The sequence below is a fragment of the Mycobacterium sp. E1747 genome, assembly GCF_001667775.1.
Classification (GTDB): Bacteria; Actinomycetota; Actinomycetes; order Mycobacteriales; family Mycobacteriaceae; genus Mycobacterium.
On record NZ_LZJI01000149.1, the window covers coordinates 1 to 26,117 of the forward strand.

A 26,117-nucleotide genomic window follows, 5' to 3' on the forward strand; every position below is an offset into this window, starting at 1 on the left:
TGTAGTCGATGCACGCGTCGAACCCGAAGTCCTCCACCACCGCCTGGCACTTCTGCGGCCCGCCCGCGACCCCACCGGCGCCGGCCGCGCCCGCGCAGCCCCCGGTGACGATGTACCTGCACTTCCCGTTCGTCACCGTGCCGATCCCGATCACCCCCCCGCCGCCGCCGGCGCCTCCGCGATAAGGACGTGGCGCGCGAGAGCCACGGCGCGCACACTGGGCGGTGACGGCATGAGCGGCGAGGAGGTCGCGTGGGCGAATACGGTGCGTTCGGGTTCGATCCCGACGAGTTCGATCGAATGATCCGCGAAGGCAGCGAGGGGCTGCGCGACGTGTTCGAGCGGGTCAGCAAGTTTGTCGCGGCACCCGGAGCTCGGTCCGGGTGGTCGTCCATCTTCGAGGACTTCTCGCGGCGGCCCCGCCCGGAGCCCGAGACCGCGGGCGAGGCGGGCGACGGCGTCTGGGCCATCTACACGGTCGACGCGGACGGCGGCGCTCACGTCGAACAGGTCTACGCGACCGAGCTCGACGCGCTGCGGGCCAACAAGGACAACGTCGACCCCACCCGCAAGGTGCGGTTCCTGCCGTATGGCATCGCGGTCAGCGTCCTCGACGGCGATTCGCACGACGACGAATCCCCCGAGGCGCCGTAACGGCCTCAGCCCTGCTGGACGACGTTCGCGCTACCCGAGTTGCTGACCTTCGGCGTGCCCGAATGGTAGGTGACCTTGTTGCTCAAGCCTGAGGCCTCGATGCTGTCGACGGCGTCGACGGTGATCTCGTTCTGCACCCCCGACACGCTAAGGCTCGCGCAATGACCGCTGATCACCACCGTGTTGGACACGCCGCTGACGTTGACGACGTTGTCGTTGCAGGCGATCGTCCGGTTCTCGTCGATGCCAGTGATGGTCACCTGGCTGCCCGGCGCCGGCGTCGGTGAGGTGGATGTGGTGGTCGACCCCGGCGTCTTGGTCCGGGTAGTGGTCGACGGGGCGGTGCCGCCGGGTGTGGTGGCCGGCGGACTGAACGTGTTGGTGAAGGTCGGCGGGGAGTTGATGATCGAGCGGACACCGGAGAGCTGGTGCGCCGCGAAAGCGGCGATGCCCCCGGCCAGGGCCAGCACGCCGACGACGATCAAGGTGCCCACGATCCACCACATCCGATTGCCGGAGGGGCCTTGCGGCGGCGGGCCGCCGAGTGGGCCGCCATAGCTCCACGCGGGCGGTGGCGGAGGGGGGCCCGCCGTACCCGCCCGGCCCGGCGGGCTGCGCGCTGCTCGCTTCGGATGCCCGCGCCGCATCGGCGAGCGGGCGTTCGAGTTCCCGGATCCGATCCTCAGGGTCGTCGTTTGCTGCCATGGGATGAATATGCCATTCGCCTGGGCGGTTTCGGCGGGTTCGGTAGTTTCTTGCATCGTGCCCGACTTGCCGAACCGTCAGGTCCTCCTTCGTCGCCGTCCCACCGGGCTCGTTCAGCCCGGTGACACCGAGCTGGTCACCACCCCGGCGCCCGTCCCCGCGGAAGGCGAGGCCCTGCTGCGCACCACCTACGTCGGGATCGACGCTGCCGCCCGCACGTGGCTCGACGACCAGCCCAGCTACCTTCCGCCGGTGCAGCTCGGCGAGGTGATCCGCGCCGCCGGGATCGGCGAGGTAGTCGCCTCGCGCTGCGACGCCTACGCCGTCGGCGACGTCGTCACCACGCTGACCGGCTTCTCCGAGTACTCGATCATCCGCGACGATTTGTTCAGCACGCCCATTCCCGGCGAGGACGATCAACTGGCGATCATGTCGGTGTACGGGCCCACCGGTGCCACCGCGTATTTCGGCATGACCGACATCGGCCGGCCGAAGGCGGGGGAGACGGTCGTGGTCTCGGCGGCCGCGGGGGCCACCGGGTCGGTGGCCGGGCAAATCGCCAAGATCGCCGGCGCCCGGGTGGTGGGGATCGCGGGCGGGCCGCAGAAGTGCCAGGCGGTGGTGGAGGACTTCGGGTTCGACGCGTGCATCGACTACAAGAACGACGACCTCGCCGCGGCGCTCAAGCAGCACTGCCCGAAGCGTGTCGACGTCTACTTCGACAACGTCGGCGGCCCCATCCTCAACGCGGTGCTGGGCCGGTTGGCCCCGCACGCGCGGGTCGTCCTGTGTGGCGTGATCTCCAGTTACCTGACCGGGGAGCACCCCGGGCCGGCCAACTACGTCAACCTGCTGTCCAAGACCGCGTTGATGCAGGGGTTCAACGCCCTCGACCAGTGGGGTCGCTTCGACGAGGCGTTTGCCGCGCTGCGGCAATGGGAGGCCGAGGGCCGGCTCAAGCACCGGGAGACCATCTTCGACGGCATCGAGTCCTGCGTCGACGCCCTCAACGGACTGTTCACCGGGATCAACATCGGCAAGACGCTGGTCAAGCTCAGCGAACCGGCCTCACGCTGACCCTCTTTACCACGCGAAAAGTCGCCGCCACGGCCGCGGTGTGGCATGCGGGGCATCGCGGCGCGTGGTTTCATAACACCGTTTGCAAGAGTTGCTTAGGGGTATCGCGCTAGGTCGGAGCACGGCTTTCACGATTGGTGGGTTGTAGATGGATCGTCGCAGCATGATGTTGATCTCGGGGCTCGGCATGCTGGGAGCTGCGATGCGGTTGCCGGGCGCCTGGGCCACCCCCTCGGCGCCGCAGGCGCCCCCGTCGGCCGGTCCCGGCGGTCCTTACATCTTCGCCGACGAGTTCGACGGCCCCGCGGGCTCGCCGCCCGACCCCGGCAAGTGGACGATCCAGACCTGGCAGGACGACGTGTTCCCGCCCGTGGAGGGCATCTACCGCGACGACCGCCAGAACGTCTTCCAGGACGGGCACTCCAATCTCGTGCTGTGCGCCACTCACGATCTGCTGAGCAACACCTATTACAGCGGCAAGCTGCGCGGCAACTTCCGCAGCATGATCAACCAGACCTGGGAGGCGCGGATCAAGCTGGACTGCCTGTCCCCCGGCCTGTGGCCCTCATTCTGGGGCGTCAACGAGGACCCGCTGCCCGACGGCGAAGTGGACATCTTCGAGTGGTACGGCAACGGCCAGTGGGCCCCCGGCACCACCGTCCACGCGGCGTCCAACGGCAAGACCTGGGAAGGCAAGTCGATCCCCGGGCTGGTCGACAGCAACTGGCATACCTGGCGAATGCATTGGGGCGAAAAGGGATTCGAGTTCGCGCGGGACGGCGCCGAGTATTTCAAGGTGCCCAACAAGCCGATCCACGTCGCTGGGGGCGCCCCCGACGACTTCCGGTGGCCGTTCAACATTCCCGGCTACTGGATGACGCCGATGTTCACGCTCGCCGTGGGCGGTGTCGGCGCCGGTGATCCGGCCGCGGGCACCTTCCCGGCCTCGATGCTGGTCGACTACATCCGCATCTGGTGACTAGCGCTGCGCTTTGAACACCTGAACGAGGTTGAACTGCCAACGCTCGACGAGCCGGAAGCCCAAGTCGTGCGGGACCGCGAAGGCGGGGGTCGCCCCGTAGACCGGTCCGGGCGGGATCGCCGGTCCCCGCTCGTGCGCCGGCTGTGACGGGTCGGCCTGGGTGATGATCCACACGACGCCGCACTGGCCCAATGGTTTCGCGACGACCTCCGGAATGAGGTTGGTGTCGAAGACGTCGTTGCGGTCGGTCGCCCGCTGCCACAGCGTCAGGTCCACCAACTTGCGGTAGGCGTCCGGGCGCGCCGCCAGCAACGGCCGCATCGGGGCCGGCATGAACGTCACCGTGTCGTTCACCAGCAGGCAATCGCCCCGTGCCGCCCGGGCGCTGATCAGGTCGGCCACCTGGCTGTAGTCCATCCCGTATTTGGCGTACGGATCACGCTGCGCCCGAACGTAATTGGGGGTCGCTGCGATGGCGAACAGCCCGACCAGGGCCGTCGTCCGCCAGGGCCGGGCGGTCACCGCGGCGGCGCAGACGCCCAGGATCAGTGCCATGCCCGGCGCCGTGAAAGACAGGTAGCGCGGGGTGTAGATCGGGTGCACCAGCGCCGAGTAGGCCACGATGGCCGCGGTCGGCAGCGCGAGCCACGCCACCGCGAGGGCCAGCAGGTGCCCGTCGGACCGCGCCAACGGCGCGGACTTGCTGAGCCACAACACGATAGCCGCCGTGATCACCAGCGCCGTCAGCACGGCGAACGGGGGGCAGCGCTCGAAATACTGTTGCACCACGACGTCTTCGAGCGTCCGGCGACCGATCGGCGCGATCCAGCTGATTTGATGCGCCTGCCCCGCGACCGTCACCAAGAACGGTGCCATGGCGCAGACCCCGCCGGCCGCCGCGACAGCGAATCGCAGTAAAGCCCTTCGCGCGCAACGGGATGCGACCAGCAGGACGACGTGCGCCGCGACCATCAACGCGAGGTAGACCTCGAGCGCGATCGATGCGGCCAGGGCGGCGCCGTAGGCCGCCCACAGCCAACCGGTGTCGCGGCGCGCGGCAAGCACCAGCAATACCGTCAGCCACACGGCGGCCAGCATCGACAGCGCGTAGGGGCGGGCCTCGATGCCCGCCCACGTCGTTCGGGGCAGGATGGCGCAGAAGACACCGGAGGCGACTGCGACGGTGCGCGACGAGAACTGCTTGCCCAGGACGACAATTCCGGCGGCCGCGCCCCCCACGGCCAGGCCGCTCGGGGCGCGCGAGGAGAACTCGGTGGGCGCGAAGACCTGAAACCAGGCGTGCATCAGCACGTAGTACAGGCCGTGCACGGCGTCGACGTTGCCGAGCATCCGCCACAGTTGGCCAAGCGACCGACTGTATGCGGCGGAGATCGTGGCGGCCTCGTCGTACCAGAACGACGGGCGGCCCGCGCCGCCCAGACTCACCGCGACGGCGAGCAGCCCGACGAGCAGCGGGTCCAGCGCGGCCGACGGGCGGCGAAGCGGGTTCCGCACGCCGCTATGGTGCCAGAACCTGATCGGGTTTCCGCCGCTGGTGGCCTATGACCGGGTCAGTTGAGCAGCCACACGTGCCAGAAGCCGTCGGAGCCCTCGCGGCAGTCCCAGTGGGTGTAGAGGTGGTCATTGTGTGCGATCTCGACGTTCGGGGCGTCCGCCTCGCAACCGGCCAGGCTCGAATAGTTGCCCTCGACCTCTACCTGGTCGGCGCCGGCCACGCCCACCCCGGTGGTGAGCAGCCCGGCCAACGCCAATAGGCCAGCGGCGCAAGCCATCTTCATGTGGGACCTCCCCTTGTTTGCTGAGCCGACTATATCCGCCGGGTCGATCGCCGGGTCGGAAATGCGGAACTCGGCCGCGTTCGAACGTATGATCGATTGATGGGGCAGTTCGTGTCCATCGGGTACAACGGCCAGCCGGTCCGCAGCCCGTTTCGGGTGGTGCGGCCACCGCTCACGGTGCTGGTGGACCTGACGGTGCTGTTCCCGCGCGAGCCGCACCGCTCCGGCCGGTACCAGCCCAACGGGCTGCAACTGCACAAGGTCGTCGAGGGGTTGCTCAGCTGCTGGGGCCTCTGTGAGCAGGGCGACTGGTGGGGCCTGGTCACCTACCCGGTCGCCTACGGCTCGGAGCGTAAGACCGTCACGCATTGGGTGCCCGCCTGGACGCTGCGCCGAAAGCCGTTCTGAGGGTGGCGGTTACACCGGATCCATGCGGTCGCGGCGGCCCGATGCGATGATTGCTGCCCGTGGACGCAAGTTGGGGTTCGGTGCTCACCAAGCTCGTCGCGCTGGCGGCGGTCATCGCGCTCTCGCCGATCACGGTCGTCCCGGCGGTATTGGTGCTGCACGCGCCGCGGCCGCGCCCGACCAGTCTCGCCTTCCTCGCCGGATGGGTGCTGGGGCTGGCAACCCTCACCGCCGTCTTCGTCAGCGGTTCGGAGCTGCTCGGCGGCCTGCACAAGGCGCCACCGACCTGGGCGTCGTGGGCGCGGGTGGGGCTGGGGTCGGCGCTGATCGCGTTAGGCGCATACCAATGGCTGACCCGGCATCGGCACGGCAGCATGCCGCGCTGGATGCGCTCGTTCGCCAACCTGCGCCCGGCGCGCGCCGGCGTGACCGCGGCGGTGCTGGTGGTGCTGCGGCCCGAGGTGTTGATCATGTGCGCCGCGGCCGGCCTGGCCGTCGGCAGCAGCAGCCTGGATGCGGCCGGGAAGTTGTTGGCCGCCGCGGGGTTCGTGGTCATCGCCGCGTCAACCGTCGCCATCCCGATACTGGCGTATGCCGGCGCCGGCGACCGCCTCGACGATCCGCTGGAACGCCTCAAAGTCTGGATGGAGGAAAACCACGCGACGCTGCTCGCCGTCATCCTGGTCCTGATCGGTTTGATGGTGCTCTACAACGGGATTCACGCCCTGTAGATTGCTGCCCATGGCAGGCAGCTGGGGCACCGTGCTCACCGGGCTCGTTCCGCTCGGACTGGTCATCTCGCTCTCGCCGCTCACGGTGATCCCGGCGGTGCTGGTGCTGCAGGCGCCGCGGCCGCGGCCGACCGGCCTGGCATTTCTCGGCGGCTGGGCGCTGACCCTCGCCGCGCTGACGGCGCTCTCGGTCACCGCCTCCCACCTGCTCGGCGGCTTGGACAAGTCGCCGCCCCGATGGTCGTCGTGGTTGCGGGTGGTGCTGGGGTCGGGGCTGATCGTGTACGGCATCTACAAATGGCTGAACCGGCACGGCGACGCCGAGTCGCCGAAATGGATGCGCTCGTTCGCCACCATCACCCCGGCGCGGGCCGGGATCATGGGGGCGGTCCTGGCGGTGGTGCGGCCGGACGTGCTGCTCATCTGCGTCCCGGCCGGGCTCGGCATCGGCACCGCCGGGCTCGGCCTCGCCGGTGACTGGGTGGCCGCCGCGTTCTTCGTCGCGATCGCGGCGTCCAGCGTCGCCATCCCGATCCTGGCGTACGCGGCGGCCGGCAGCCGGCTGGACGACACGCTGGCGAGCCTCAAAGACTGGATGGACCGCAACAACGCCGCCCTGCTCGCGGCGGTGCTGGTCCTGATCGGTGTGATGGTGCTCTACCACGGGATCGACGCTCTGTAGCCGCCGTCGGCCAGTCCCGCGTCCTCCTCGAGCCGGTTGAGCGCGCCGAAGGCGTATTCGCGGACCAATTCCCGGCCGTAGTCGCGCAGCATGCCCGCGTAGCCCTTCGCCGCCCATTGCCGGCAGTGCCGCTCCTCGTGGTGCAGCACGCGATCCAGGTCGAGGCGGCTCTGCACGGGCGTCCCGTCGGCGCGGACGTACCAGGCATGCCCGGACTCGACGATCCGGCGAAGCCATCCGGCGGGGTCGGTGACCGCGCCCAAGTTGACCATGAAGATGTCGCCCCAGGTGGTGCCGCCGCGCCGGCAGAACTGGCGCTGAATCCAATTGCCGCCCATGCCCATCAGGATCCCGTTCGGCGTCGCGACGAGCCGCCCGCCGTTGCGGTCCACGAACCTGACGTCGCGGCTGTAGCTCCAGCGATTCGCCTTCTGCCGCCGCATGATCCGCGTGATTTCGGCGGCGCCGTACGGGGTCGGGGGGAAGTCGGTGCGGTGCGCCCCCTTGGTGCCGTAGCCGGTGCCCGCGTTCAGGATGTAGGCGCACAGCGCCACCGCGCGGGCATCGTCGCCGCCGGTGCCGCGGGTTAGGAGGAAGAAGGACTTGCCGTCCGGGTCGCGAATCTCTGTCGTTGTCCCGAGCACCCGAAAGCTGGCCGGGGTGACGGCGTGCCGCCGGGCGATCTCCGCGACGACGTCCGGGGCCACGCCGCGCCGCGCGGCGTTGTCCCGCCATGCCTGGAAGTAGCCCGCTGCGTCCATGTCCGCCAACCAATTTAGGGTGTACCCAATGAACATGCGGCCCTGGCGACGCGCGCGCGGCATCAATCAGATCACCCGGGGCCTGGGCACCCTGGACCGGGAGATCTTCGAAGCGATCGCCGAGACCAACACGCCGCTGCTGGACTCGATCATGCCGCCGCTGACCCGCGCGGCCGACAACTCCAAGCTGTGGTTCGCCATCGCCGCGGCCCTGACGGCCTCGGGCAACAAGAGCGCGCAGCGCGGCGCGACGCGCGGCGTGGTGACGCTCGCGGTCACCAGCCTGGTCACCAACCAGGTCGCCAAACGCATCCGCCGCCGCCCGCGTCCCGGGTACGAGCTGGTGCCGCTGGTCCGGCAGGTCCGCCGCCGGCCGACGTCCAACTCCTTCCCGTCCGGGCATTCCGCCAGCGCCGCCGCCTTCGCCGTGGGGGTCGGGCTGGAGAACCCGATGCTGGGTTTCGGGTTGGCGCTGCTCGCCGGGCTTGTCGGGCTCTCGCGGGTGGTCACCGGCGCGCACTACCCGGGCGACGTCGTCGCGGGGTTCGGCATCGGTGCGGGCGTGGCAGTGCTGGGCGGCCGGCTGGTTCCGCCGATCGTCGAAACCGCCCTGCCCAAGACCGAACCGCTTCGCGTCCCGGCGCCCGAACGGCCCGACGGCGCCGGGGTGGTGCTGGTCATCAACCCGGAATCGGGCAGCGGCACCGGGTCCCGCGTCGTCGATGAGGTGCGCGAGGCGCTGCCGAAGGCAGACATCCGTGAGCTCGGCCCCGACGACGACCCGCAGCAGGTCCTGCGCGACGCCGCCGCGCACGCCGAAGTGCTCGCCGTCGGCGGCGGCGACGGCACGGTGGCTGCCGCGGCGAGGGTAGCCATCGAAGCCGGGCTGCCGCTGGCCGTGTTCCCCGCCGGCACCTTCAACCACTTCGCGAAGGACATCGGCTGCGACACCGTGGCCAAGACCGTCGACGCGATCCGCCGCGGCAGCGTGGCATGCGTGGACCTGGTGTGCCTCAACGAAAGTCAGATGGTCCTCAACACGGCGAGCATCGGCGCCTACCCGGCCTTCGTGCAGCAGCGGGAAAAGCTGGAGAAACGCATCGGCAAGCCGCTGGCCAGTCTCTACGCGATGCTGCACACGCTGCGCCGCGACCAGCCCGTCCGGATCTCCTACGACAACAAGACGCTGCTGACCTCTCTGTTCTTCCTCGGGAATTCGCTGTACCTGCCGACCGGCTTCGCCCCGTCGCGACGGACCCGGATGGACGACGGGCTGATCGACGTCCGGATGCTCGAGGCGGGACGACGGTGGTCGCGGACCAGGATCCTGACCGCGCTAGCGCTGGGGCGGCTGGAGCGCAGCCCGCTATATCACGAGCTGCAGGTGCCGGAGTTCGCGTTCACCACCGTCGACGGCCCGACGGTCATCGCGTGCGACGGCGAGGTGGGCGACGAATACGAGAAGGCCAGCTTCTCCGCGAAATACCGGGCGCTCCGGGTTTTTCGGCCCCGCGACTAGGCCCCCCCCGCTCACATCCTGGCCCATCGCCCGCATGCCCATCGCGACGCGAAGGGGCCAGCATGCTTCGAATCGTCCAGGAAACCTCCACCTCGACGTCGGCTGATGCGCCGACCGCATTTTTGGGCGCCCCAAGAGGTTGTCGACATCTGAGCGTCAAGCACTGCTATGCATGCACCGTGTCGTCCAATTCGCGGGAGTGCTCATGCTCGCACACCGCGTAGCGGCGGACGTACCGACTCGGTCGCGAGGAGTCACCAGGTTGTTCCCGCAACGGATGCTGCAGCAGGCGCACACAGGTTGGAAACAGCCAGATGCCAAATGCCCCGTCAACTGGGGGCTCACGTTCGAACCGATGCTGTGCGCGTTAGCCCGATCGGCGCCGCCGCTTCACGTGTTCGGGTTGCGCTTCAACGCATCTCGGATGCGCGTAACGTAGTGCCGGTGTTCGAAACATTCGACATGGCTGCTCGTGCCGTCGTCACCCAGGCACATCAAGAGGCACGCAATCACGGCAGTGATCACATCGGCACCGAGCACCTGCTGCTTGGAGTGCTCAGCGATAGCTCGGTGGCGGCGACGCTCAGATCCTTCGCCGTGACATTCGATGAAAAAATTCGTTCCCGCGTCGAGGATTCGATCGGCCCTGCAGGCGAACCACAGCCCGGCTATCTGCCCTTCAGCCGGCGCGCCAAACTGGCGCTCAAGCGCACCCGGATGATGTCTGAGTCGGGCGGTCTGGGTTCAGTGCGATCCACCCACGTCTTGGCGGCGTTGATGTCCGATGGCCAATCGGCCGCCGCGCAGACCGTCCTGAGCCTGGGGGTGGAACCTGCCGTGTTGCGGGAACGGGCACTGGAAAACAGCGCGGGCCGGCAGCCGTGATCACCGTCGCCGGCACCGTCGTCCGGTGTCCGGCGTCTGTCCCCCGGCGGGAGAGCGGCACGTGCCGGCAGGGCCCGACGTCGATCCTCGCCGTCGGCCAGTGATGAGTCGATCTGCTGCGGTCGTCGCATGCTGCGGGAATCGTGACTCGAAAATGCCTACTGAGCCACTCCGTGCGAATCCCCGAAGTATCGACGCTCGAATGTGTTACGAAATCCTTTAGGGGACAGCGTGATAACGAATAGGCGAACCTGTCACGCTGTCGGAGGGGATGTGTCAGGTCGACGTCAAGGGACGGCGCCAAGCCGGGCGCGACGACCAGCGAGTTCCCAGCGCTGCAGCGGACGCTTGACAGGCGGTACTACCTGTGCCGGTGGCATCCACCACTGCTCGGGTCACCGCAAGTAACCGTATACTGAACTATTGGCATATAGACTTTCTTGCGTATAGAGTAGCTTCCACGCAGATGTAGGGCCGCCGGGCGGCGAGACCTCACTACCGAGCAGGTCTGATGTCTGCATCCATGTTTCCACCGCGGAGTACAAATATGCGTAGAAACCCCAGCAGCGGCACCGCAGCTGAAGACGTTGACGCGTTCATGAAACCTCTCGCCGACTTTGATGCGATGAGGTGCTGGGGCGAGTTGTGGGCTCGGCCGGGCCTCAGTACTCAAGATCGCAGCTTCATCAGTGTCGCGTTGTCTGCTGCCGAGTCGAGATTCGACGAACTCGAGACTCATGTGCGGGCGGCGTTGGTTCTTGGATGCTCCGTCGAGCAACTTCAAGAGGTCCTGCTGATCGTCGGCACACACAGCGGGCGCGACACGTTGGCGGACGCGTTGCGCGTCGTTCGCTCGGTGGTGAGTCGGCAGCCGCGCTCGCGTTGGGGCGGTAAAACCGGATGATTCCTATATCGGCTGGGTGTCGAAAGTGTCGGATCGGGGGACCCGACGGCGGCGTGACCATTTGGTGCACACGACTGCAGTGGAGGCAAGGTGTTCGCTGACCGCACACTCGGAGGCCTTGGCCGGTACGCGGGCTTGCTTCTCGCCATCGTTGCGGCGGAGGTGGTGCCGCCGATCGGGCTGCCGCCGGCGCATGCTGCGCCCGCGCCCGAAGTGGAGTTCGTCTACGACGTCGCGGTGCGCCGTCACTACACGTTTCCCGGCAATGATGCCGTCGGATATGGCTGGGGAATCTGTGACAAAGTCACGGCCGGTCGAAGTTACGGTGACGTCATGGGTGATGTGAAGAACGAGGTGGTTCCGAACGACGAAACGTCCGCGAACTACCTGGTTTCTTACGCCGTCAATCTGCTGTGCCCTGCCCAGATCTGGCAATTACGTAATTCGGCGAGGCATTACCAATCGCCGTCGTAAGACGTCAGCTTCGCTGAATACGCCTGCACGCCTTAGCGGATCGAAGTGCTGGGTCCGCCGCTCCAACTTACGAGTCGTCGGCGGCGCGACGCATCGCCGTCAGAGCAGCGCATCGGTCTGTACATCCTTCGCTGTGCGTGCGGGCATACCGAAATCGATGACAGTGAGAGATCGGTAGCTTCGTTGGCCGTCGCGCGGCCGAGCGCGGTGATCGAGATACAGGCGGCTCGTCGATCGGTGGGATGCGGGCTACGGACCAGCATCTCTGGTTGTTCCGACTTTGAGTCGGTAGCTGTCTCCTTCCATGGAGAGCACGTCGGCATGACGCACGAGGCGATCGATCACGGCGGCGGCTACGACGTCATCGCCGAAGACCTCACCCCAGCGGCCAAAGGCTGGTTGGGGTGGCGACGCGGCTGGCCCGTTCGCCGCGTGCAGAGATCAGCTGGAAGAAGAGATTGGCCGCCTCGGGCTCGAATCGGAGTAGCCGACCTCGTCGATGATCAGCAAGTGGCAGTCGGGCGAGCTTGATCAGCTGGCCTTGGAGCCGGTCGCTATGCCGCGCGGCGGCGAGACGGTCAACCCATGGCCCTCCCGTGGCGAAGTCCAGGGTGCCCAGTTGAGCGTCTGTTCGCGATTGAGTGAGCGGTGATAGTCAAAGTCGCACGCCTCCAACGCTTTTCGGCTGCGAAACCGGGCGGAGTGGCATGCGGCTCGACGTAACACAACGGCGCCGCCAAATACCGGCGTTGATGCCGGCTTTGGTCGCGCCACCGCATAGCCCCATTTTCAGGGGCGCTTCGAGGCGCATACCGCCCAGCAGGCCACAGCAGATGTAGCGACTCACCACGAGCATTTCGCGGTTTGCTGGAACGCCGCCCCGGGTCATGGACGCGTAAGAGGGCGCGCTCGTTATGACATGCCCCTACCGCTTGGAAGCTGTCGCAACCCGGGCGCCACAATCTTGAGAATCGTGCCTGTCAGGTCCAAAGAGGACCTACTCTATGGGTTCTGCTGACCGGCTACATCGTGTTGGGCCGGGCGTGCCGGGCGATCGCCGCACCCTAAGGCCTTCGACAAACCGAAGAACTCGCGCGCAGGCATGTCTGCGCCCTCAACTATTGAAATCTAGACCTTTTGTGTTCTAGCCTGTAAGGCACCTCGAGGGTGAACCAGGTCACACTCGACCAAGCTTCGCGTCCAAGACTCCTGAACCACGACAAGGCATTGCGATCCACCGAAGATAGGAAGAATGCGTGGCATTGAGCATGTACGGGTCCGATGAGGGCGAGTCACTACATGTAGACGCCAGGAAGATCCAGGAGACAGAGCCCCTAGGGCGCCATGAGCTGGCCGAAGTTCCGCCGCTGTCGGCCCATGACGCTCAACCAGACGCGCAGACAACCCCATTGGAAACGGTTCAACCAGAACCGGAAAGTGTCGACTACACCCCGGGCCGGGTTTCGTTAGTCCAGCGCATGAAGCGGCGCATCGCGGTTGCGCCCTCTGCGCCGGCTGCCAAGCCTGTCAAGTCTCTGGGTGGGTTCTTTGCGATGGCGATGGACACCTTAGTGCTCATGCCGCGCAGGCAATTCGCATGGCGTGAATTCTTCTTGCAGTCGTGGTTCGTCGCGCGGGTGTCGCTCTTGCCGACATTGATGCTAGCGATCCCTTTCACCGTCCTGATGATCTTCACCTTCAACATTCTTCTGGTCGAGTTCGGCGCCGCGGACTATTCCGGGACCGGCGCCGCATTCGGGACGGTGACCCAGATCGGTCCGATTGTGACGGTGCTGGTGGTCGCCGGTGCGGGCGCCACCGCGATGTGCGCCGATCTCGGTGCGCGCACCATCCGCGAGGAGTTGGACGCTCTGCGGGTGATGGGGGTCAACCCGATTCAGTCGCTCGTCGTGCCACGGGTCCTTGCCGCCACCGTCGTGGCGACGCTGTTGTCGTCCGTGGTGATTCTCGTCGGTCTGATTGGCAGCTTTGTGTTCTCGGTCTTCATCCAGCACGTGACACCAGGTTCCTTCGTCGGCGGCTTGACGACCATCACCCACCTCGCCGACGTGATGACCTCTTTTGTGAAGGCGGCCCTGTTCGGTCTGTCGGCAGGCCTAATCGCTTGCTACAAAGGCATTTCGGTGGGCGGTGGACCAGCCGGAGTGGGCAATGCAGTCAACGAGACAGTGGTGTACACCTTCATCGCGCTATTTGCGATCAACATCATCGCGACCGCTGTCGGGGTGAAGGCAACTCTATGACCACAGCGGCTCCCGCCAAACTGCATTACCGGACCCAACGCGCCGCAATCAGCGGCGTAGGCGGCCTGACTCGCATTGGCGTTCAAGCTCGGTTCTACATCCGAACTCTGACATCGATTCCCTACGCTTTCGCCAACTACAGGCTGGAGATGTTACGACTGATCGCCCAAATGAGCTTGGGCAGTGGGGCATTGGCCATCATCGGCGGAACCGTGGTGATCGTCGGATTTTTGACATTTGCTACCGGCGCGCTGGTCGCTGTCGATGGTTACAACGAGTTTGCCGATGTTGGGGTTGAGGCCCTAACGGGCTTCGCGTCCGCATACTTCAACGTCCGCTTGATCGCACCTGTTATCGCCGGGATCGGCCTGTCCGCGACCATCGGCGCTGGCGCGACAGCTCAATTGGGTGCCATGCGGATCAACGAGGAGATCGACGCGCTGGAGGTGATGGGCATCCGTTCGATCGCGTATCTGGCGTCGAGTCGACTGGTGGCCGGTGTGGTCGTAGTTGGCCCGCTGTACTGCGTGGCGGTGTTGACCTCGTTCCTGGCCGCACGTGTCGGCACGACCGCCATTTACGGCCAATCAATTGGTGTCTACGACCATTACTTCAATACGTTCCTCAATCCGACAGACCTGATTTGGTCTTTCTTCCAGGCCACCTGTATGGCGGTCGTGATCATGCTCGTACACACCTACTACGGATTCTCAGCATCAGGGGGGCCGGCCGGCGTCGGCGAGGCAGTCGGCCGCGCGGTGCGGACATCACTGATTTCGGCGGTGCTCGTGGTCCTTTTCCTCTCGCTGGCTATTTACGGCCAGTCCGGCAACTTCCACCTGGCTGGTTAGGCATATGGAAACTAAACGGCTCAGTCGCGAGATCCACCCGATCTGGTGGGCGGTAGCAATGTTTGTCGCAATCGCCGTGATTCTGCTGGTCTGTCTCGGCTTTTTTGCTGGCACGTTCCGCAGCTATATCCCGGTGACGCTGGTGTCGGATCGAAGTGGTCTGGTGATGGAATCGGGCGCGAAGGTCAAGCTACGGGGCGTCGATGTGGGCCGGGTGAGCGGCATTGTCGGCGGCAAGCAACCCGTGAGCCTGAAATTGGAGATCGATCCCGACCAAGTCCGCTACATCCCCGCGAATGTACAAGCCGAAATCAAGGCCACCACCGCATTCGGGGCCAAGTACGTCGACCTCATCTATCCCGAGAATCCCAGCGGCAAGCGAATTGCCGCCGGGGCCGTGCTGCGGTCCCGCAATGTGGCAACCGAGGTGAACACCGTCTTCGACAACCTCGTGGGTCTACTGAACCAGATCGACATCGCCAAGTTGAACTCGGTGTTGACTGCATTGGCCGACGGCGTTCGTGGGAAGGGCGCGCGGATGGGCGAGGCGCTCACCGACAGCGACCAGGTGCTGCAGGCCATCAATCCGCGAATGGACACAGTGGCCGCGAACTGGCGGTCATTCAAGGGTTTTAACGACGCCTACGGCCCTGCCGCGAAAGATATCCTGCGGGCGCTTGATGCAGCGACCACTACCAGCGCAACAATCAACGACCACGCCAAGGACCTCGATACCTTATTGCTCAGCACGACAGGGTTTTCGAACCAGGGCATCGAACTGTTGGGTCCGAACAGAGACAATTTGATCACTGGCATCAATTCGCTGGAGCCGACGACAAGTCTCCTTCTGAAATACAACCCGGAACTGACCTGCACCATCGTCGGAGGCCGATACTTCCTCGATCACGGCGGCAGGGAACAGATCGGTGGGAACGGCCGCACACTCGTGGCTGACGCCGGATTGTTGTTCGGCGACGACCTCTACAGCTACCCCGAAAACCTGCCGATAGTGGCGGCCAAGGGCGGGTATAACGGCGAGCCGAGCTGCGGACCGCTGCCGGACGTGAAGAACAACTTGCCGGTGCGCTATCTCGTCACCAATACGGGTTGGGGTACCGGACTCGACATGCGACCGAACCCCGGCCTCGGTCACCCGTGCTGGGTGGATTTCTTCCCGGTGACCCGCGGATATTCGCAACCAGCGAGTCTCAGGCAGTGCCTGCCGGGCCCGGCGCCCGGGCCCGCGGTACCACTCGGTATGCCTCCCTATGGTGCGCCGTGGTACGGGCCGGACGGGGCTCCGCTGTACCCGGGAGTGCCGCCGCCACCGCCGCCCGGACCTCCATCCCCATGAGCATCGGCAACTTCCAGGAGCAACAGTCGTGAATGACAACCTGCGACGCGCGATCGTGTCGTTCGCCATTTTCGTCGTGGTGTGCGTCGTCAGCGCCTTTGCGCTCGTAGCGGTCTTCGCCCAGCTGCGTTTCCAGAACGAACAGGTATACAAAGCTGAGTTCAGCGACGTAAGTGGATTGAAGACCGGCGATTTCGTTCGAATCGCAGGGGTCGAGGTGGGGAAAGTCAAGAAAATCTCGATCAGCCCCAAAGCGTTTGCGGTCGTCGAATTCTCCAGCGATCCCTCAGTAGTACTCACGGATGGCACCAAGGCCGCAATCCGTTGGGCGAACCCGATTGGTGATCGCTATGTCGCGCTGTTGGAGGGTGCAGGCGGCGTCAAGCGATTGAACCCGGGAGGGACCATAGCCCTCTCGAAGACGCAACCCGCGCTGGACCTCGACACGCTTCTCGGTGGTTTCCGGCCGTTGTTTCGGGCGCTCAACCCGCAGCAGGTGAATGATCTATCAGGTCAACTCATTCAAGCCTTCCAGGGCGAAGGGGCAACAATTGGCTCATTCTTGAGTCAGGCGTCCGTTGTGACCAACACCCTGGCGGATCGAGACGATCTGATCCAGGAAGTCATCACCAACCTCGACGCGGTCTTGGGTTCCTTCGGCGATCAAAACCGGCAGTTCGCGAAAGCGGTGGACTCCCTTTCGCAACTCATGAAGAGTTTGGCGGCCCACAAATCCGACGTCAGCAACGCGATCGCCTACACGGACGCGTCTTCCGCAACTCTCGCGGATTTGTTGGGACAAGTGCGGCCGTCGTTCAAGAACAATGTGACACAAACGGACCGCGTGAGTTCGCTGGTTGTGAACGACCGAGAGTGGTTCGACGACTTCCTCAAGACACTGCCGGACTCATACAAAATTCTTTCTCGACTTGGCATTCAGGGGGATTTTTTCACCTACTACCTGTGTGACGTACTCCTGAAGGTTAACGGCAAGGGCGGTCAACCGGTCTATATCAAGTTGGTTAGCCAGGACACAGGAAGATGCGCACTCAAATGAAGTCGTTCAGCGAACGGAATCCACTGATTGTCGGCGGGGTAGGGATACTCGTGACCCTCGGTACAGTCGCTGCCGCCCTCGAGTACGACAAGTTGCCTTTCGTCAACCGCACTAACCACTATTCGGCGTACTTCGCTGAGGCGGGTGGCTTGAAAGCGGGTGCGGCGGTGCAAGTCGCCGGATACCGGGTGGGACAAGTGTCGTCCGTCGACTTGGATGGCCCACGCGTGTTGGTTGACTTCGATGTCGACGATGACGTCCGGATCGGCGAGATGAGCGAGGCAAACATCAGGACGAAAAGCCTTCTGGGCGCCAAGGTCCTGCAGATCACTCCGCGGGGTAATGGACAGTTGTCGTCAACTATTCCGCTCGAGCGCACGCGGTCGCCTTACCAGCTGCCCGACGCCCTCGGCGATTTATCGGCGACGATCAGCGGGCTGAACACCAACGCAGTGTCCGACGCGTTGACGACGTTGGCCCAGACTTTCCAGGACACTCCTCCGGACTTGAAGGTCGCTGTTGCCGGCGTCGCCCGATTCTCTCAGTCGATCGACGCCCGTGACGAGCAGTTGCGCAGGCTGTTGGCCAATGCCAACAAAGCCACCGCCGTACTGTCCGAGCGTGCTGACGACCTGGCCGGGCTAGTCTCGAACACCAACGCCCTATTGGCCCAACTGCGCACGCAAAATGCTGCGCTGCAACATATTTCGGGGAACTTGTCTGCTTTTGCGCGCGAGCTTGCGGGTTTCATCAGTGATAACAAGACGGAGCTCCGTCCGGCTCTAGACAAGCTCAACGAGGTCTTGGCCATGGTCGACAAACGTAAAGACGGCCTTATGAAATCCATCCAGTATCTCAACGAGTACGTCTTGTCGCTGGGTGAGTCGGTGGCCTCGGCCCCGTTCTTCAAGGCCTACATCGAAAACCTGCCGCCGGGACAATTCCTTGAGCCGTTCATCGATGCAGCGTTCTCTGATCTGGGCCTCGACCCGAACGTGCTGTTGCCCTCGCAGCGCACCGACCCGCAGACCGGCCAACCGGGCACCCCACCGCTGCCGGTGCCTTATCCCCGCACGGGACAAGGCGGCGACCCCCAGCGCCAGCTGCCTGACGCGATTACCGGAAACCCCGGCGACATGCCGTGTCCCCTGCCCGGACCCGGCTGCTACCCGTACCGTCAGCCGCTGCCGGCGCCGCCGCCTGGCGGACCGCCGCCCGGCCCGCCCCTTCCACCTGTGGGAGAGCAATCGTTGCCTGCTCCGGCCGGGCCGACACTCGTGTACGAACCGGCGCCCGGTGAGTCCCGGCGGCCACCTCAGGAAGGTGGACGATGAACCGACGGCCTGTCCGACTGGCATTGATGGTGACGCTGGCGGTTGTCTTGGTGTGCGGCGCTGTGATTGCAGTCCGGGGATTCTCACACCTGAACAGAAGCCATATCGTCGCTTATTTCGATAACAGCAATGGTCTGTTCCGAGGCGATGAAGTGCGCATGCTTGGCGTGCCGATCGGTGAGATCGAGTCGGTCGAGCCGCAACCGGAAAGAGCGAAAATCAGGTTTTGGATCGACAAGAAGTACAAGGTTCCCGCCGACGCCAAGGCGGTGATCGTGTCACCTCAGCTCATCACCTCGCGCGCGATTCAACTCACGCCGGCTTACACGGGCGGTCCTCAGATGAGCAACGGCGCGGTCATTCCGCAGAGTCGCACGGCGGTCCCGGTCGAGTGGGATGAGTTGCGCGAGCAGCTCAAGAAACTCACCGACGCTCTGCAACCGACCCAGCCGGGCGGTGTGAGCACATTAGGTGAGTTCATCAATACTGGCGCAGCAAACCTCCGCGGCCAAGGAGCCAATATCCGTGACGCCGTGATCAAGCTTTCGCAGGCGTTTTCGGTGTTGGGCGACCACAGTAATGACGTTTTCTCGACGATCAAGAACCTGTCCACCGTCGTGTCCGCACTCAAAGACAGCGCTACGTTGCTCGCCCAACTGAACAGGAATCTCGCGGTAGTGACCGGCTCGTTGGCGGCCGAGCCCGACACAGTCGGCGCTGCGGTCCACGACCTCAATGCGGTGGTCGGTGAGACCACGCAGTTCATCGCCAACAACCGTGAAACGCTTGGCACAATGACGGATCGGCTGGCTTCCCTGACTAGCACCCTGCGCGACCACATCGGAGATATCAAGCAGTCGCTGCATTCGTTCCCCAACGCCGGAGCGAGCTTCGTCAACATCTATCAGCCGACTCAGATGGCGGTCACCGGAGGGCTTGCGTTGCAAAACATGGGCAATCCGATCACGTTCTTGTGCGGAGCGATCGAAGCGGCGTCGCGATTGAACTCGCAGCAAGCCGCAAAGTTGTGCGTCCAATACCTCGCGCCAATTATCAAGAACCGCCAGTACAACTTCCCGCCGATCGGTGAGAACCTGGTCGTTGGCGAGGGAGCGCGGCCGAACGAAATCGACTACAGCGAGAATTGGTTGCGCCCGGACCACGTACCCGGCCGGCCGGCGGCGGCGGCGCCCCCGACGCCAGCATCGCCAGTCGGTCCGGCTCCTCAGGATTCCGGTGAAGTACCGACCAACCCGGCCGCGGGTCTTTCGGGAATGATGGTCCCGGCCAACCTGGGCGGCGGATCGTGAACCGGGACGCCAGAGCCAGCCACCTGCGCAAGATCGGTGCCGCGGCCCTGTTCGTGCTTGCGACGCTGACGAGCTGTGAATGGCGGGGATTGAATTCCCTGCCAATGCCGGGAACCCAGGGAAGGGGCGCCGGCGCCTTCGAAATCCAGGCCCAGTTACCCGACGTCAACTACATTCAGCAGAATTCGCGAGTCCGGGTGGGCGACGCAAATGTCGGGACCGTCACGAAGATCGAGCGCCAGGGCTGGCACGCGTTGGTGACCATGCGACTCAACGAAGATGTCGACCTACCGGCCAACGCCACCGCCAAGGTCGGTCAAACCAGCTTGCTGGGTTCGCTTCATATCGAACTGGCTGCGCCGACTACCGCGGCTCCGCAGGGCAAGTTACGGAATGGCTCACTGATCCCGTTGGCCCATGCCGGAAACTACCCGAGTACCGATCAGACGCTGGCTGCGCTATCCCTGTTGCTCAACGGCGGCGGAGTCGGCCAGATCCAGGACATCACAGCGGCCTTCGCGACCGCATTTGCGGGCAAGGAGAAGGAACTCCGCGACCTGATCGAGCAGATCGATCAATTCGTGGGGCGCCTCGACAAGCAGACCGGCGATATCATCGCCGCCACTGACAGTTTCAACAACGTGGTTGGCCAGTTCGCTGCGAGTCGACCCGTGCTGGACAAGGCGCTGCGGACCATTCCGAATGCCTTGTCGGTGTTGGCGAACGAGCGCGACAATCTGGTAGCGGCCACAGATGCTTTCGGAAAGTTCAGTGCCTTGGCGGCGGACTCGGTGAATCAAACCAAGGCCAACCTGGTCAAGGAATTGAAAGCGATTGGGCCAGTGTTTGAATCGCTGGCGAACGCCGGACCCGACCTCACCCGGTCTTTAGATTTCTTCGGCACGTTCCCATGGCCGAAGTCGGAACTCGCCAACTGGGTTCGCGGTGACTACGGCAACCTCACCGGTATTTTCGACTTGACGCTGAGTCGAATCGACAACTCGCTGTTCACCGGAACCAGGTGGGAAGGCAACCTGACCGAACTGGAAATGCAGTGGGGTCGCACCATCGGTCAGATTCCCAGCCCCTACACCGCAGTGAATCCGTTGGTAGCTCCCTACCACGCCGAATTTCCCACCCACCACGATTAGGGGCAGTGACATGCGCATGCCCGGAGAACAGCTCCGTCAGCGTCTGAACCGGCGCGTCAAGGTTCAGTTGGCGGTCTTCACGTCCGTCGCCGTGATTGCGGCGGCGGTGATGATCTTCGGTTACATCCGACTACCCGACCTCTTCGGAGTCGGGCACTACATCGTTACGGTCCAACTTCCCCAAGCCGGCGGACTCTACAAGAGCAGCAATGTCACATACCGGGGCACCGAAGTTGGTCGCGTTTCAGAGGTACGTCTCACGGACACCGGTGTAGAAGCTGTGCTGTCCCTGCGATCCGACGTTCACATTCCCGCGAACCTAGATGCGCAGGTACACAGCACTTCTGGCGTCGGTGAGCAGTATGTCGCACTACTTCCACGCGGCGGCACCGGTCCCGTACTAAAGAACGGTGACGTGATACCCCTCAGCCGAACTTCGGTGCCGCCCAACATCAACTCACTTCTCGACGCCGCCAACCGCGGGCTGGAAGCGGTACCCCGAGACAATGTCAAGACATTGATAGACGAAAGCTACACCGCCGTAGGCGGTTTAGGGCCGGAGCTCTCCCGCATCGTCAACGGCTCGACTCAACTTGCGATTGATGCACGCGCGAACCTGGACCCGTTGGTATCCATCATCGATGAGTCCAAACCACTGCTGGACTCACAAGCGCAAACATCTGATGCGATCCAGGCCTGGGCGTCCCACGTCGCGAACATCACACACCAACTTCAGACGCAGGACACATCAGTTGCAGGCTTATTGCACAACGGCGCTCAGGCAGCTGAGGAGGCTCGCCAACTAGTGGAGCGGTTGCAGCCGACTCTTCCGATTCTGCTGTCCAACCTAGTCACGCTCGGCAAAGTGGGAGTGACCTACAACGCCGCGATTGAACAGCTCCTGGTGCTATTTCCAGTAGTCACCGCGGACTTCATCGCCGCCACAATCCCAAACTCCAATTCGAAGAGGCCGTATGCCGGACTCAATCTTTCCTTCAACCTCAACATCAACCTGCCGCCACCCTGCACCACGGGATATCTCCCTGCAACGCAAATTCGACCTCCGACCATGGTCGACACACCCGAGCGGCCGCCAGAACCGATGTACTGCCGGATCCCTCAGGACTCGTGGCTCAACGTGCGTGGCGCACGAAACTTCCCCTGCTTGAACAAGCCTGGGAAGCGGGCCCCGACGGCCGCGATGTGCGAGAGCGACGAAGAGTACGTGCCGCTCAACGACGGCTTCAACTGGAAGGGCGACCCCAACGGGACACTTTCTGGGCAAGATGTCCCGCAGACACCGCCCGGCGCACCGAAGTCGCCGCCTCCGGGTCAGCCGACACAGTTCCCTATCGCTGCGGCCTTCTACGATCCGTCCTCCGGCGAATATGTAGGGCCCGACGGCGTCACTTACAAGGAAGCCGAATTGGCTCAGAACGCGAAAGGTAAGACATGGCAAAGCATGTTGACACCGCCGAACAGCAACTAGACGAGGCCTCGACCGAAAAGGGGTCGAGTGACCAGGCGTTGACTGAGGAGGCAGCGACTCATGAAAACCCCGCTGCGGACGAGGAAGAGAAGAAAGGCGTCGACCGCACGAGCCGCTGGAAGCGGGTCCGATCGAAGCAACGATCCGATCGCGGAGGCTCTTTGCTACGAGGTCGGCTAAAGCCGAGCCTGACGTCGACGCTTGTGGCGATCACCATATTGTTGGGGTCCCTGGTCGGATGGTTCGGATATAACGCATTTCAAAGCCATCAGGAAAAGACACAGCGTGACAATCTCGTTGCCGCGGCCCGTCAGGGAGCCGTGAACTTGACCACGATCAACTACACCCAGGTCGAAGCGGACATACAGCGAATCCTTGATTCCTCGACCGGAGCGTTCCATGACGATTTCAAGAAGCGTTCCGATCCCTTCGTCAATGTGGTCAAAAGAGTGCAGTCGAAGTCAGAAGGCACCGTTACGGCGGCCGGCCTGGAGGCGTGGTCCGGTAACGAGGCTCAAGTGTTGGTCGCCGTATCGGTGAAAACATCGACAGCGGCGGCGCCGGATCAGCAACCGCGATCCTGGCGGATGCGGATCAAGGTGGAGAAGTCAGGTGACGCGGCCAAAATAGCCGAGGTCCAATTCGTTCCATGATCGCACCGGCTTACAAGACAAACTCACTGGATTGGACTCAGCGTGCCCAGAAATAATTCCCATACGAAAGAACTCATCCCGGGTTCCCTCTTGGCCGACGACTCAGAGGTCGCCAAAGCAAAGATCGGCACTCCTGCGGATGCCACCGGCAACGCATCGGACGTGACCGACAATGCGGGCGAGCACCTGTTCGACGGGACTGCGCCAGAGGATCCTGCCGTCGGCGCCACGGACATGTCACAGAAGCTTGCCGACCCTGCCGAAGCGGATGCGCAAGAGGTTGCGGACAAAGCCGACATATCCGCGGCTGAGGAGCGCGAGGTTTCGGCCGACGGCGATGGCGAGTCTGATAAGTCGGAGGAGCGCGGGGACGGCGAGAGCGAGGCGGCGGAAACTTCGTCTCCGCGAGACGCGCGGTCGCGGATATATCGCATCGCTACGCGAATCGTCCTGCCCGTGTTGGTGGTGCTCTTGGCGGGTGCCGCCGGCTACCTGAAGTGGCAGGACAACTCGACCCGAGCGTCGTTCTCCGCTGCTACCAGTTCGGTGCAGGCGGCCACGGAAAGCACCATCGCGATGCTGTCCTATCGGCCGGACAACGCAGAAAAGGATTTGGTCGCCGCGGGTAACCGGATGACCGGAAACTTTCGCAACGACTATCTGAAGCTCATCAAAGATGTCGTCATTCCAGGTGCAAATCAGAAGCAGATCACTTCGGTTGCTACTGTTCCGGCCGCGGCTGCGGTATCGGCAACAGAAAACCATGCGGTGGTCTTGGTCTTCGTCAACCAAAGCATTGTGATGGGCACCGACCCTCCCACCAATACCGTTTCCAGCGTGCGTGTGACACTCGACAGGAGTGGCGACCGATGGTTGATCTCGCAATTCGACCCGGTCTGACCTTTATGCGCTCGGGGGTCGGATCGGCAGATCTGTCGGGCCGCAGGTGCGGCACAAATACTCGGCAAGTTGTATGGGCGATAGGCGAAACATTATGACACTCCGATCCGGTCCCGGTTCTGTAGCACCATGCCGACCGGTAGGAGAACTCGTGCGTAATACCCTCCGGCGCGGCGGCGCATCAATTGCGTCCGGAACCGCTTTGTTCGTTACTGCGGCAACGATGGCGTCGAGCGCGCACGCCGATAATGCCAGGCTGAACAGCAGTGTCGTGATGAACATCTACACGCTTCAGCACGAAGCCGGCTGCGTTAGCGAGATAAAGATCGATCCTCGTTTGCGACTCGCAGCCCAATGGCACACCGACGACCTGATGAATAATCACAACCTCGACGGTGACGCCGGAACAGATGGAACCACAACGCAGGACCGTGCCCAAGCAGCGGGATTCAAAGGCATCGCCTCTGAAACAGTAGCGATCAACCCCTCAATTGCTATCAACAATCTTGAGATCATCAACCGGTGGTATTACGACCCAGGTTATTACGCAATCATGTCGAATTGTGCGAACACAGCCATTGGCGTCTGGTCGGCGAATAGCTTGACCCGCAGCGTAGTTGTGGCCGTCTACGGACAGCCAACCTAATTCATCTACTAGTGCAAGCTCCGGCCAATTGATCACAACGAATAGGAGATGAAGAGATGGATCCGTACCCCGACTATGACGCAAGCGATGAGCTCGAATACGCTTTCAATTGGTTCGCATGGGCCTTGCGCGGCCATTACCCGCCGCCAGAAAACCCACAAGTCTGACCTAAGTCAATTTGTTGTGGGCTAACTTCTCATGCTGCGCGTAGCAGTTACAAGACGGAGGCGGAGACCTGAAATGAAGGCCTATGTTTTGCTATTGCGGGCATTTCTTGCCGCAGTAGTCGGGGTATGTCTGCTGCATCCGGCACAGGCGAAGCCCGATGCCGTCGAGTATCTGATGGTGCCCTCCGCGGCAATGGGGCGAGATATTCCGGTGGGATTCGTCAAAGGGGGGCCCCATGCGGTCGTCCTCTTGGATGCGTGTGACGCCGGCGAGACGGTGAGCAACTGGATCACAGCGGGAAGTGCGGTTAATGCGCTTGCGGGCAAAGGTATTTCGATTGTCGCACCCGCCAGCGGTGCCTATAGCTTCTATACGAATTGGGAACAGGACGGTAGCCGGCAGTGGGAGACGTTCCTGACAAGCGAACTGCCCGACTGGCTGGCGGCTAATAAAGGTATCGCGCCCGGTGGAAATGCGATCGTTGGCGCCTCACAAGGCGGGACGGCCGCGGTGACGTTAGCTGAATTCCATCCCGATCGGTTTCGTTTTGCAGGTTCCATGTCGGGTTTCCTCTATCCGTCGAACACCATGGTCAACGGCCCCATTACCGAGGGCATGATGCGGTTCGGCGGCGTGGACATTCGTAATATGTGGGGATTGCCCCAGCTCGGCCGTTGGAAGTGGCATGACCCGTGGGTGCACAGCCAACTTCTCGCTGAGAACGACACCAGGCTGTGGGTCTTCAGCCCTCAAACCCTCACCGCATCCGACCCTGCCGCAATGCTCGGCTATCCAGAACAGGCGCAAAGCACGAATCGTAATTTCATGAGCCAATACCGGTCCAACGGTGGAAAAAATGGTCACTTCGATTTCCCTGTCAGTGGTGACCATGGTTGGTCGAGCTGGGGGCCCCAGCTGGCGGCAATGTCTGGCGATATAGCTTCCACAATCAGATAGATATCTGCTGATCGACATCTTCGGATTTAAGGCACGGGACCGCTCGAGGTGTGAACACGAGCATCGGCCTGCGCGACACGCGCCACCGTCTCGCGAACTGAGCATTGTGAAGTTCCGAGCGCTCGCGATCGAGCGTGCGACGATCGCTTCCGGTAGGCCGCTAACACGAGCGCCATGAGGGTCCGCCTGGGCACGTAAGTTCCCGCAAGTGTCCGAGGTGCTGCCGCCGCTGCATCTGCACGGGCTGTCCGGGGAGCGATCACTGTGGAGGATTGGGTCGTGAAACTCTCACCCGCGTCAGATGTTTGGGTCGACGACGCTAAATCCATTGCGACCGCGATTTCGGGTTGTGAGGACTCCCGCTGCGGCCAACTGGGCCGGCTCGGCTCGAGCAGATCCTAT

General features: G+C 63.6%; 25 protein-coding genes and 2 pseudogenes. 22 read left to right on the forward strand and 5 right to left on the reverse strand.

The genetic code is table 11. From position 1 onward, the window contains the following. Positions 1-252: 252 nt before the first annotated feature. Positions 253-654 carry a hypothetical protein gene (locus tag A5695_RS14400; RefSeq protein WP_068082943.1) on the forward strand — a complete coding sequence of 134 codons (402 nt, stop codon included), beginning with the start codon at positions 253-255 and terminating at the stop codon, positions 652-654. A 5-nt stretch (positions 655-659) separates the two neighbouring features. Here the strand turns inward: A5695_RS14400 and A5695_RS14405 are convergent. Then, positions 660-1,359: pseudogene (locus A5695_RS14405) on the reverse strand (DUF3060 domain-containing protein). A gap of 57 nt (positions 1,360-1,416) precedes the next feature. Between A5695_RS14405 and A5695_RS14410 the strand changes: the two are divergent. Continuing rightward, positions 1,417-2,436, forward strand: a complete 1,020-nt coding sequence (locus A5695_RS14410; protein WP_068083077.1) for an NADP-dependent oxidoreductase — start codon at positions 1,417-1,419, stop codon at positions 2,434-2,436. 148 nt (positions 2,437-2,584) lie between these two features. Then, a complete protein-coding gene (locus A5695_RS14415; protein ID WP_068082945.1) occupies positions 2,585-3,415 on the forward strand; it encodes a family 16 glycosylhydrolase in 831 nt (276 codons plus the stop codon). Here the strand turns inward: A5695_RS14415 and A5695_RS14420 are convergent, their stop codons facing one another. Beyond that, complete coding sequence (locus A5695_RS14420; protein WP_068082948.1) at positions 3,416-4,933, reverse strand: glycosyltransferase family 39 protein; 1,518 nt, start codon at positions 4,931-4,933, stop codon at positions 3,416-3,418. A gap of 56 nt (positions 4,934-4,989) precedes the next feature. Further along, positions 4,990-5,217 carry a hypothetical protein gene (locus A5695_RS14425; RefSeq protein WP_068082952.1) on the reverse strand — a complete coding sequence of 76 codons (228 nt, stop codon included), beginning with the start codon at positions 5,215-5,217 and terminating at the stop codon, positions 4,990-4,992. 99 nt (positions 5,218-5,316) lie between these two features. On the opposite strand from A5695_RS14425, the gene A5695_RS14430 reads away from it, so the two are divergent. The 3 genes from A5695_RS14430 to A5695_RS14440 all read left to right on the forward strand — a co-directional run bounded on the left by A5695_RS14430 (position 5,317) and on the right by A5695_RS14440 (position 7,038). Further along, positions 5,317-5,625 (forward strand): hypothetical protein, encoded by a 309-nt coding sequence (locus tag A5695_RS14430; protein WP_068082955.1) that lies wholly within the window; start codon positions 5,317-5,319, stop codon positions 5,623-5,625. Positions 5,626-5,705: 80 nt separating this feature from the next. Then, entirely contained in the window at positions 5,706-6,356 is a 651-nt protein-coding gene (locus A5695_RS14435) for a GAP family protein (protein ID WP_068083083.1), read from the forward strand. 10 nt (positions 6,357-6,366) lie between these two features. Next, the gene (locus tag A5695_RS14440) at positions 6,367-7,038 is read left to right on the forward strand and encodes a GAP family protein (protein ID WP_068083086.1); all 672 of its coding nucleotides are present in this window, start codon (positions 6,367-6,369) and stop codon (positions 7,036-7,038) included. On the opposite strand, the gene A5695_RS14445 is transcribed toward A5695_RS14440, so the two are convergent. Then, on the reverse strand, positions 7,014-7,799 hold the full coding sequence (locus tag A5695_RS14445; protein WP_068083089.1) for a hypothetical protein: 786 nt from the start codon (positions 7,797-7,799) through the stop codon (positions 7,014-7,016). The genes A5695_RS14440 and A5695_RS14445 overlap by 25 nt on opposite strands. Before the next feature lie 28 nt (positions 7,800-7,827). Here A5695_RS14445 and A5695_RS14450 point away from each other — a divergent pair, with 28 nt between their 5' ends. The 4 genes from A5695_RS14450 (at position 7,828) to A5695_RS14465 (ending at position 11,581) form a co-directional block, all read left to right on the forward strand. Beyond that, entirely contained in the window at positions 7,828-9,318 is a 1,491-nt protein-coding gene (locus A5695_RS14450; RefSeq protein WP_068082958.1) for a bifunctional phosphatase PAP2/diacylglycerol kinase family protein, read from the forward strand. 444 nt (positions 9,319-9,762) lie between these two features. Continuing rightward, complete coding sequence (locus A5695_RS29085; RefSeq protein WP_197515493.1) at positions 9,763-10,203, forward strand: Clp protease N-terminal domain-containing protein; 441 nt, start codon at positions 9,763-9,765, stop codon at positions 10,201-10,203. 511 nt (positions 10,204-10,714) lie between these two features. Next, positions 10,715-11,107: a carboxymuconolactone decarboxylase family protein gene (locus tag A5695_RS14460; protein ID WP_082946084.1), complete on the forward strand. Its 393-nt coding sequence runs from the start codon at positions 10,715-10,717 to the stop codon at positions 11,105-11,107. A gap of 90 nt (positions 11,108-11,197) precedes the next feature. Continuing rightward, positions 11,198-11,581: a DUF732 domain-containing protein gene (locus tag A5695_RS14465; RefSeq protein WP_231974832.1), complete on the forward strand. Its 384-nt coding sequence runs from the start codon at positions 11,198-11,200 to the stop codon at positions 11,579-11,581. Positions 11,582-11,830: 249 nt separating this feature from the next. Here the strand turns inward: A5695_RS14465 and A5695_RS29655 are convergent. Next, positions 11,831-12,283 (reverse strand): annotated as a pseudogene (locus A5695_RS29655) (ATP-binding protein); the annotation flags it as partial. A gap of 776 nt (positions 12,284-13,059) precedes the next feature. Here A5695_RS29655 and A5695_RS14470 point away from each other — a divergent pair. The 12 genes from A5695_RS14470 to A5695_RS14525 all read left to right on the forward strand — a co-directional run bounded on the left by A5695_RS14470 (position 13,060) and on the right by A5695_RS14525 (position 25,715). Then, positions 13,060-13,845, forward strand: coding sequence for an ABC transporter permease (locus A5695_RS14470; protein WP_156749655.1), 786 nt, complete (start codon positions 13,060-13,062; stop codon positions 13,843-13,845). Next, positions 13,842-14,696, forward strand: coding sequence for an ABC transporter permease (locus A5695_RS14475; protein WP_068082967.1), 855 nt, complete (start codon positions 13,842-13,844; stop codon positions 14,694-14,696). The genes A5695_RS14470 and A5695_RS14475 overlap by 4 nt, the downstream gene beginning before the upstream one ends. 4 nt (positions 14,697-14,700) lie before the next feature. Continuing rightward, positions 14,701-16,050 (forward strand): MCE family protein, encoded by a 1,350-nt coding sequence (locus A5695_RS14480; RefSeq protein WP_082946085.1) that lies wholly within the window; start codon positions 14,701-14,703, stop codon positions 16,048-16,050. A gap of 28 nt (positions 16,051-16,078) precedes the next feature. After that, positions 16,079-17,107: an MCE family protein gene (locus A5695_RS14485; protein WP_068082969.1), complete on the forward strand. Its 1,029-nt coding sequence runs from the start codon at positions 16,079-16,081 to the stop codon at positions 17,105-17,107. Further along, a complete protein-coding gene (locus A5695_RS14490; RefSeq protein ID WP_068082972.1) occupies positions 17,104-18,441 on the forward strand; it encodes an MCE family protein in 1,338 nt (445 codons plus the stop codon). The genes A5695_RS14485 and A5695_RS14490 overlap by 4 nt, the downstream gene beginning before the upstream one ends. Next, positions 18,438-19,751 (forward strand): MCE family protein, encoded by a 1,314-nt coding sequence (locus A5695_RS14495; protein WP_068082975.1) that lies wholly within the window; start codon positions 18,438-18,440, stop codon positions 19,749-19,751. Before A5695_RS14490 ends, A5695_RS14495 begins: the two co-directional genes overlap by 4 nt. Positions 19,752-19,774: 23 nt before the next feature. Next, positions 19,775-20,902 (forward strand): MCE family protein, encoded by a 1,128-nt coding sequence (locus tag A5695_RS14500; protein WP_068083099.1) that lies wholly within the window; start codon positions 19,775-19,777, stop codon positions 20,900-20,902. Positions 20,903-20,912: 10 nt separating this feature from the next. Then, a complete protein-coding gene (locus A5695_RS14505; protein WP_231974833.1) occupies positions 20,913-22,391 on the forward strand; it encodes an MCE family protein in 1,479 nt (492 codons plus the stop codon). Next, positions 22,355-23,044 carry a hypothetical protein gene (locus tag A5695_RS14510; RefSeq protein ID WP_068082979.1) on the forward strand — a complete coding sequence of 230 codons (690 nt, stop codon included), beginning with the start codon at positions 22,355-22,357 and terminating at the stop codon, positions 23,042-23,044. Before A5695_RS14505 ends, A5695_RS14510 begins: the two co-directional genes overlap by 37 nt. A gap of 90 nt (positions 23,045-23,134) precedes the next feature. After that, entirely contained in the window at positions 23,135-23,944 is an 810-nt protein-coding gene (locus tag A5695_RS14515; protein WP_369830189.1) for a hypothetical protein, read from the forward strand. 223 nt (positions 23,945-24,167) lie between these two features. Further along, positions 24,168-24,590, forward strand: coding sequence for a CAP domain-containing protein (locus A5695_RS14520; protein ID WP_231974837.1), 423 nt, complete (start codon positions 24,168-24,170; stop codon positions 24,588-24,590). Between the two features lie 240 nt (positions 24,591-24,830). Further along, on the forward strand, positions 24,831-25,715 hold the full coding sequence (locus tag A5695_RS14525) for an esterase family protein (protein ID WP_082946088.1): 885 nt from the start codon (positions 24,831-24,833) through the stop codon (positions 25,713-25,715). The last annotated feature ends 402 nt before the right edge of the window (positions 25,716-26,117 follow it).

Bases quoted from the DNA above. Each gene is read 5' to 3' on its own strand.
- A5695_RS14475 (WP_068082967.1), top strand. From the start codon at position 13,842: ATGACCACAGCGGCTCCCGCCAAACTGCATTACCGGACCCAACGCGCC.
- A5695_RS14470 (WP_156749655.1), top strand. From the start codon at position 13,060: ATGAAGCGGCGCATCGCGGTTGCGCCCTCTGCGCCGGCTGCCAAGCCT.
- A5695_RS14450 (WP_068082958.1), top strand. From the start codon at position 7,828: ATGAACATGCGGCCCTGGCGACGCGCGCGCGGCATCAATCAGATCACC.
- A5695_RS14520 (WP_231974837.1), top strand. From the start codon at position 24,168: ATGGCGTCGAGCGCGCACGCCGATAATGCCAGGCTGAACAGCAGTGTC.
- A5695_RS14440 (WP_068083086.1), top strand. From the start codon at position 6,367: ATGGCAGGCAGCTGGGGCACCGTGCTCACCGGGCTCGTTCCGCTCGGA.
- A5695_RS14510 (WP_068082979.1), top strand. From the start codon at position 22,355: ATGGCAAAGCATGTTGACACCGCCGAACAGCAACTAGACGAGGCCTCG.
- A5695_RS14430 (WP_068082955.1), top strand. From the start codon at position 5,317: ATGGGGCAGTTCGTGTCCATCGGGTACAACGGCCAGCCGGTCCGCAGC.
- A5695_RS14415 (WP_068082945.1), top strand. From the start codon at position 2,585: ATGGATCGTCGCAGCATGATGTTGATCTCGGGGCTCGGCATGCTGGGA.
- A5695_RS14495 (WP_068082975.1), top strand. From the start codon at position 18,438: ATGAACCGACGGCCTGTCCGACTGGCATTGATGGTGACGCTGGCGGTT.
- A5695_RS14460 (WP_082946084.1), top strand. From the start codon at position 10,715: ATGTCTGCATCCATGTTTCCACCGCGGAGTACAAATATGCGTAGAAAC.
- A5695_RS14480 (WP_082946085.1), top strand. From the start codon at position 14,701: ATGGAAACTAAACGGCTCAGTCGCGAGATCCACCCGATCTGGTGGGCG.
- A5695_RS14425 (WP_068082952.1), bottom strand. From the start codon at position 5,217: ATGAAGATGGCTTGCGCCGCTGGCCTATTGGCGTTGGCCGGGCTGCTC.
- A5695_RS14445 (WP_068083089.1), bottom strand. From the start codon at position 7,799: ATGGACGCAGCGGGCTACTTCCAGGCATGGCGGGACAACGCCGCGCGG.
- A5695_RS14490 (WP_068082972.1), top strand. From the start codon at position 17,104: ATGAAGTCGTTCAGCGAACGGAATCCACTGATTGTCGGCGGGGTAGGG.
- A5695_RS14505 (WP_231974833.1), top strand. From the start codon at position 20,913: ATGCGCATGCCCGGAGAACAGCTCCGTCAGCGTCTGAACCGGCGCGTC.
- A5695_RS14525 (WP_082946088.1), top strand. From the start codon at position 24,831: ATGAAGGCCTATGTTTTGCTATTGCGGGCATTTCTTGCCGCAGTAGTC.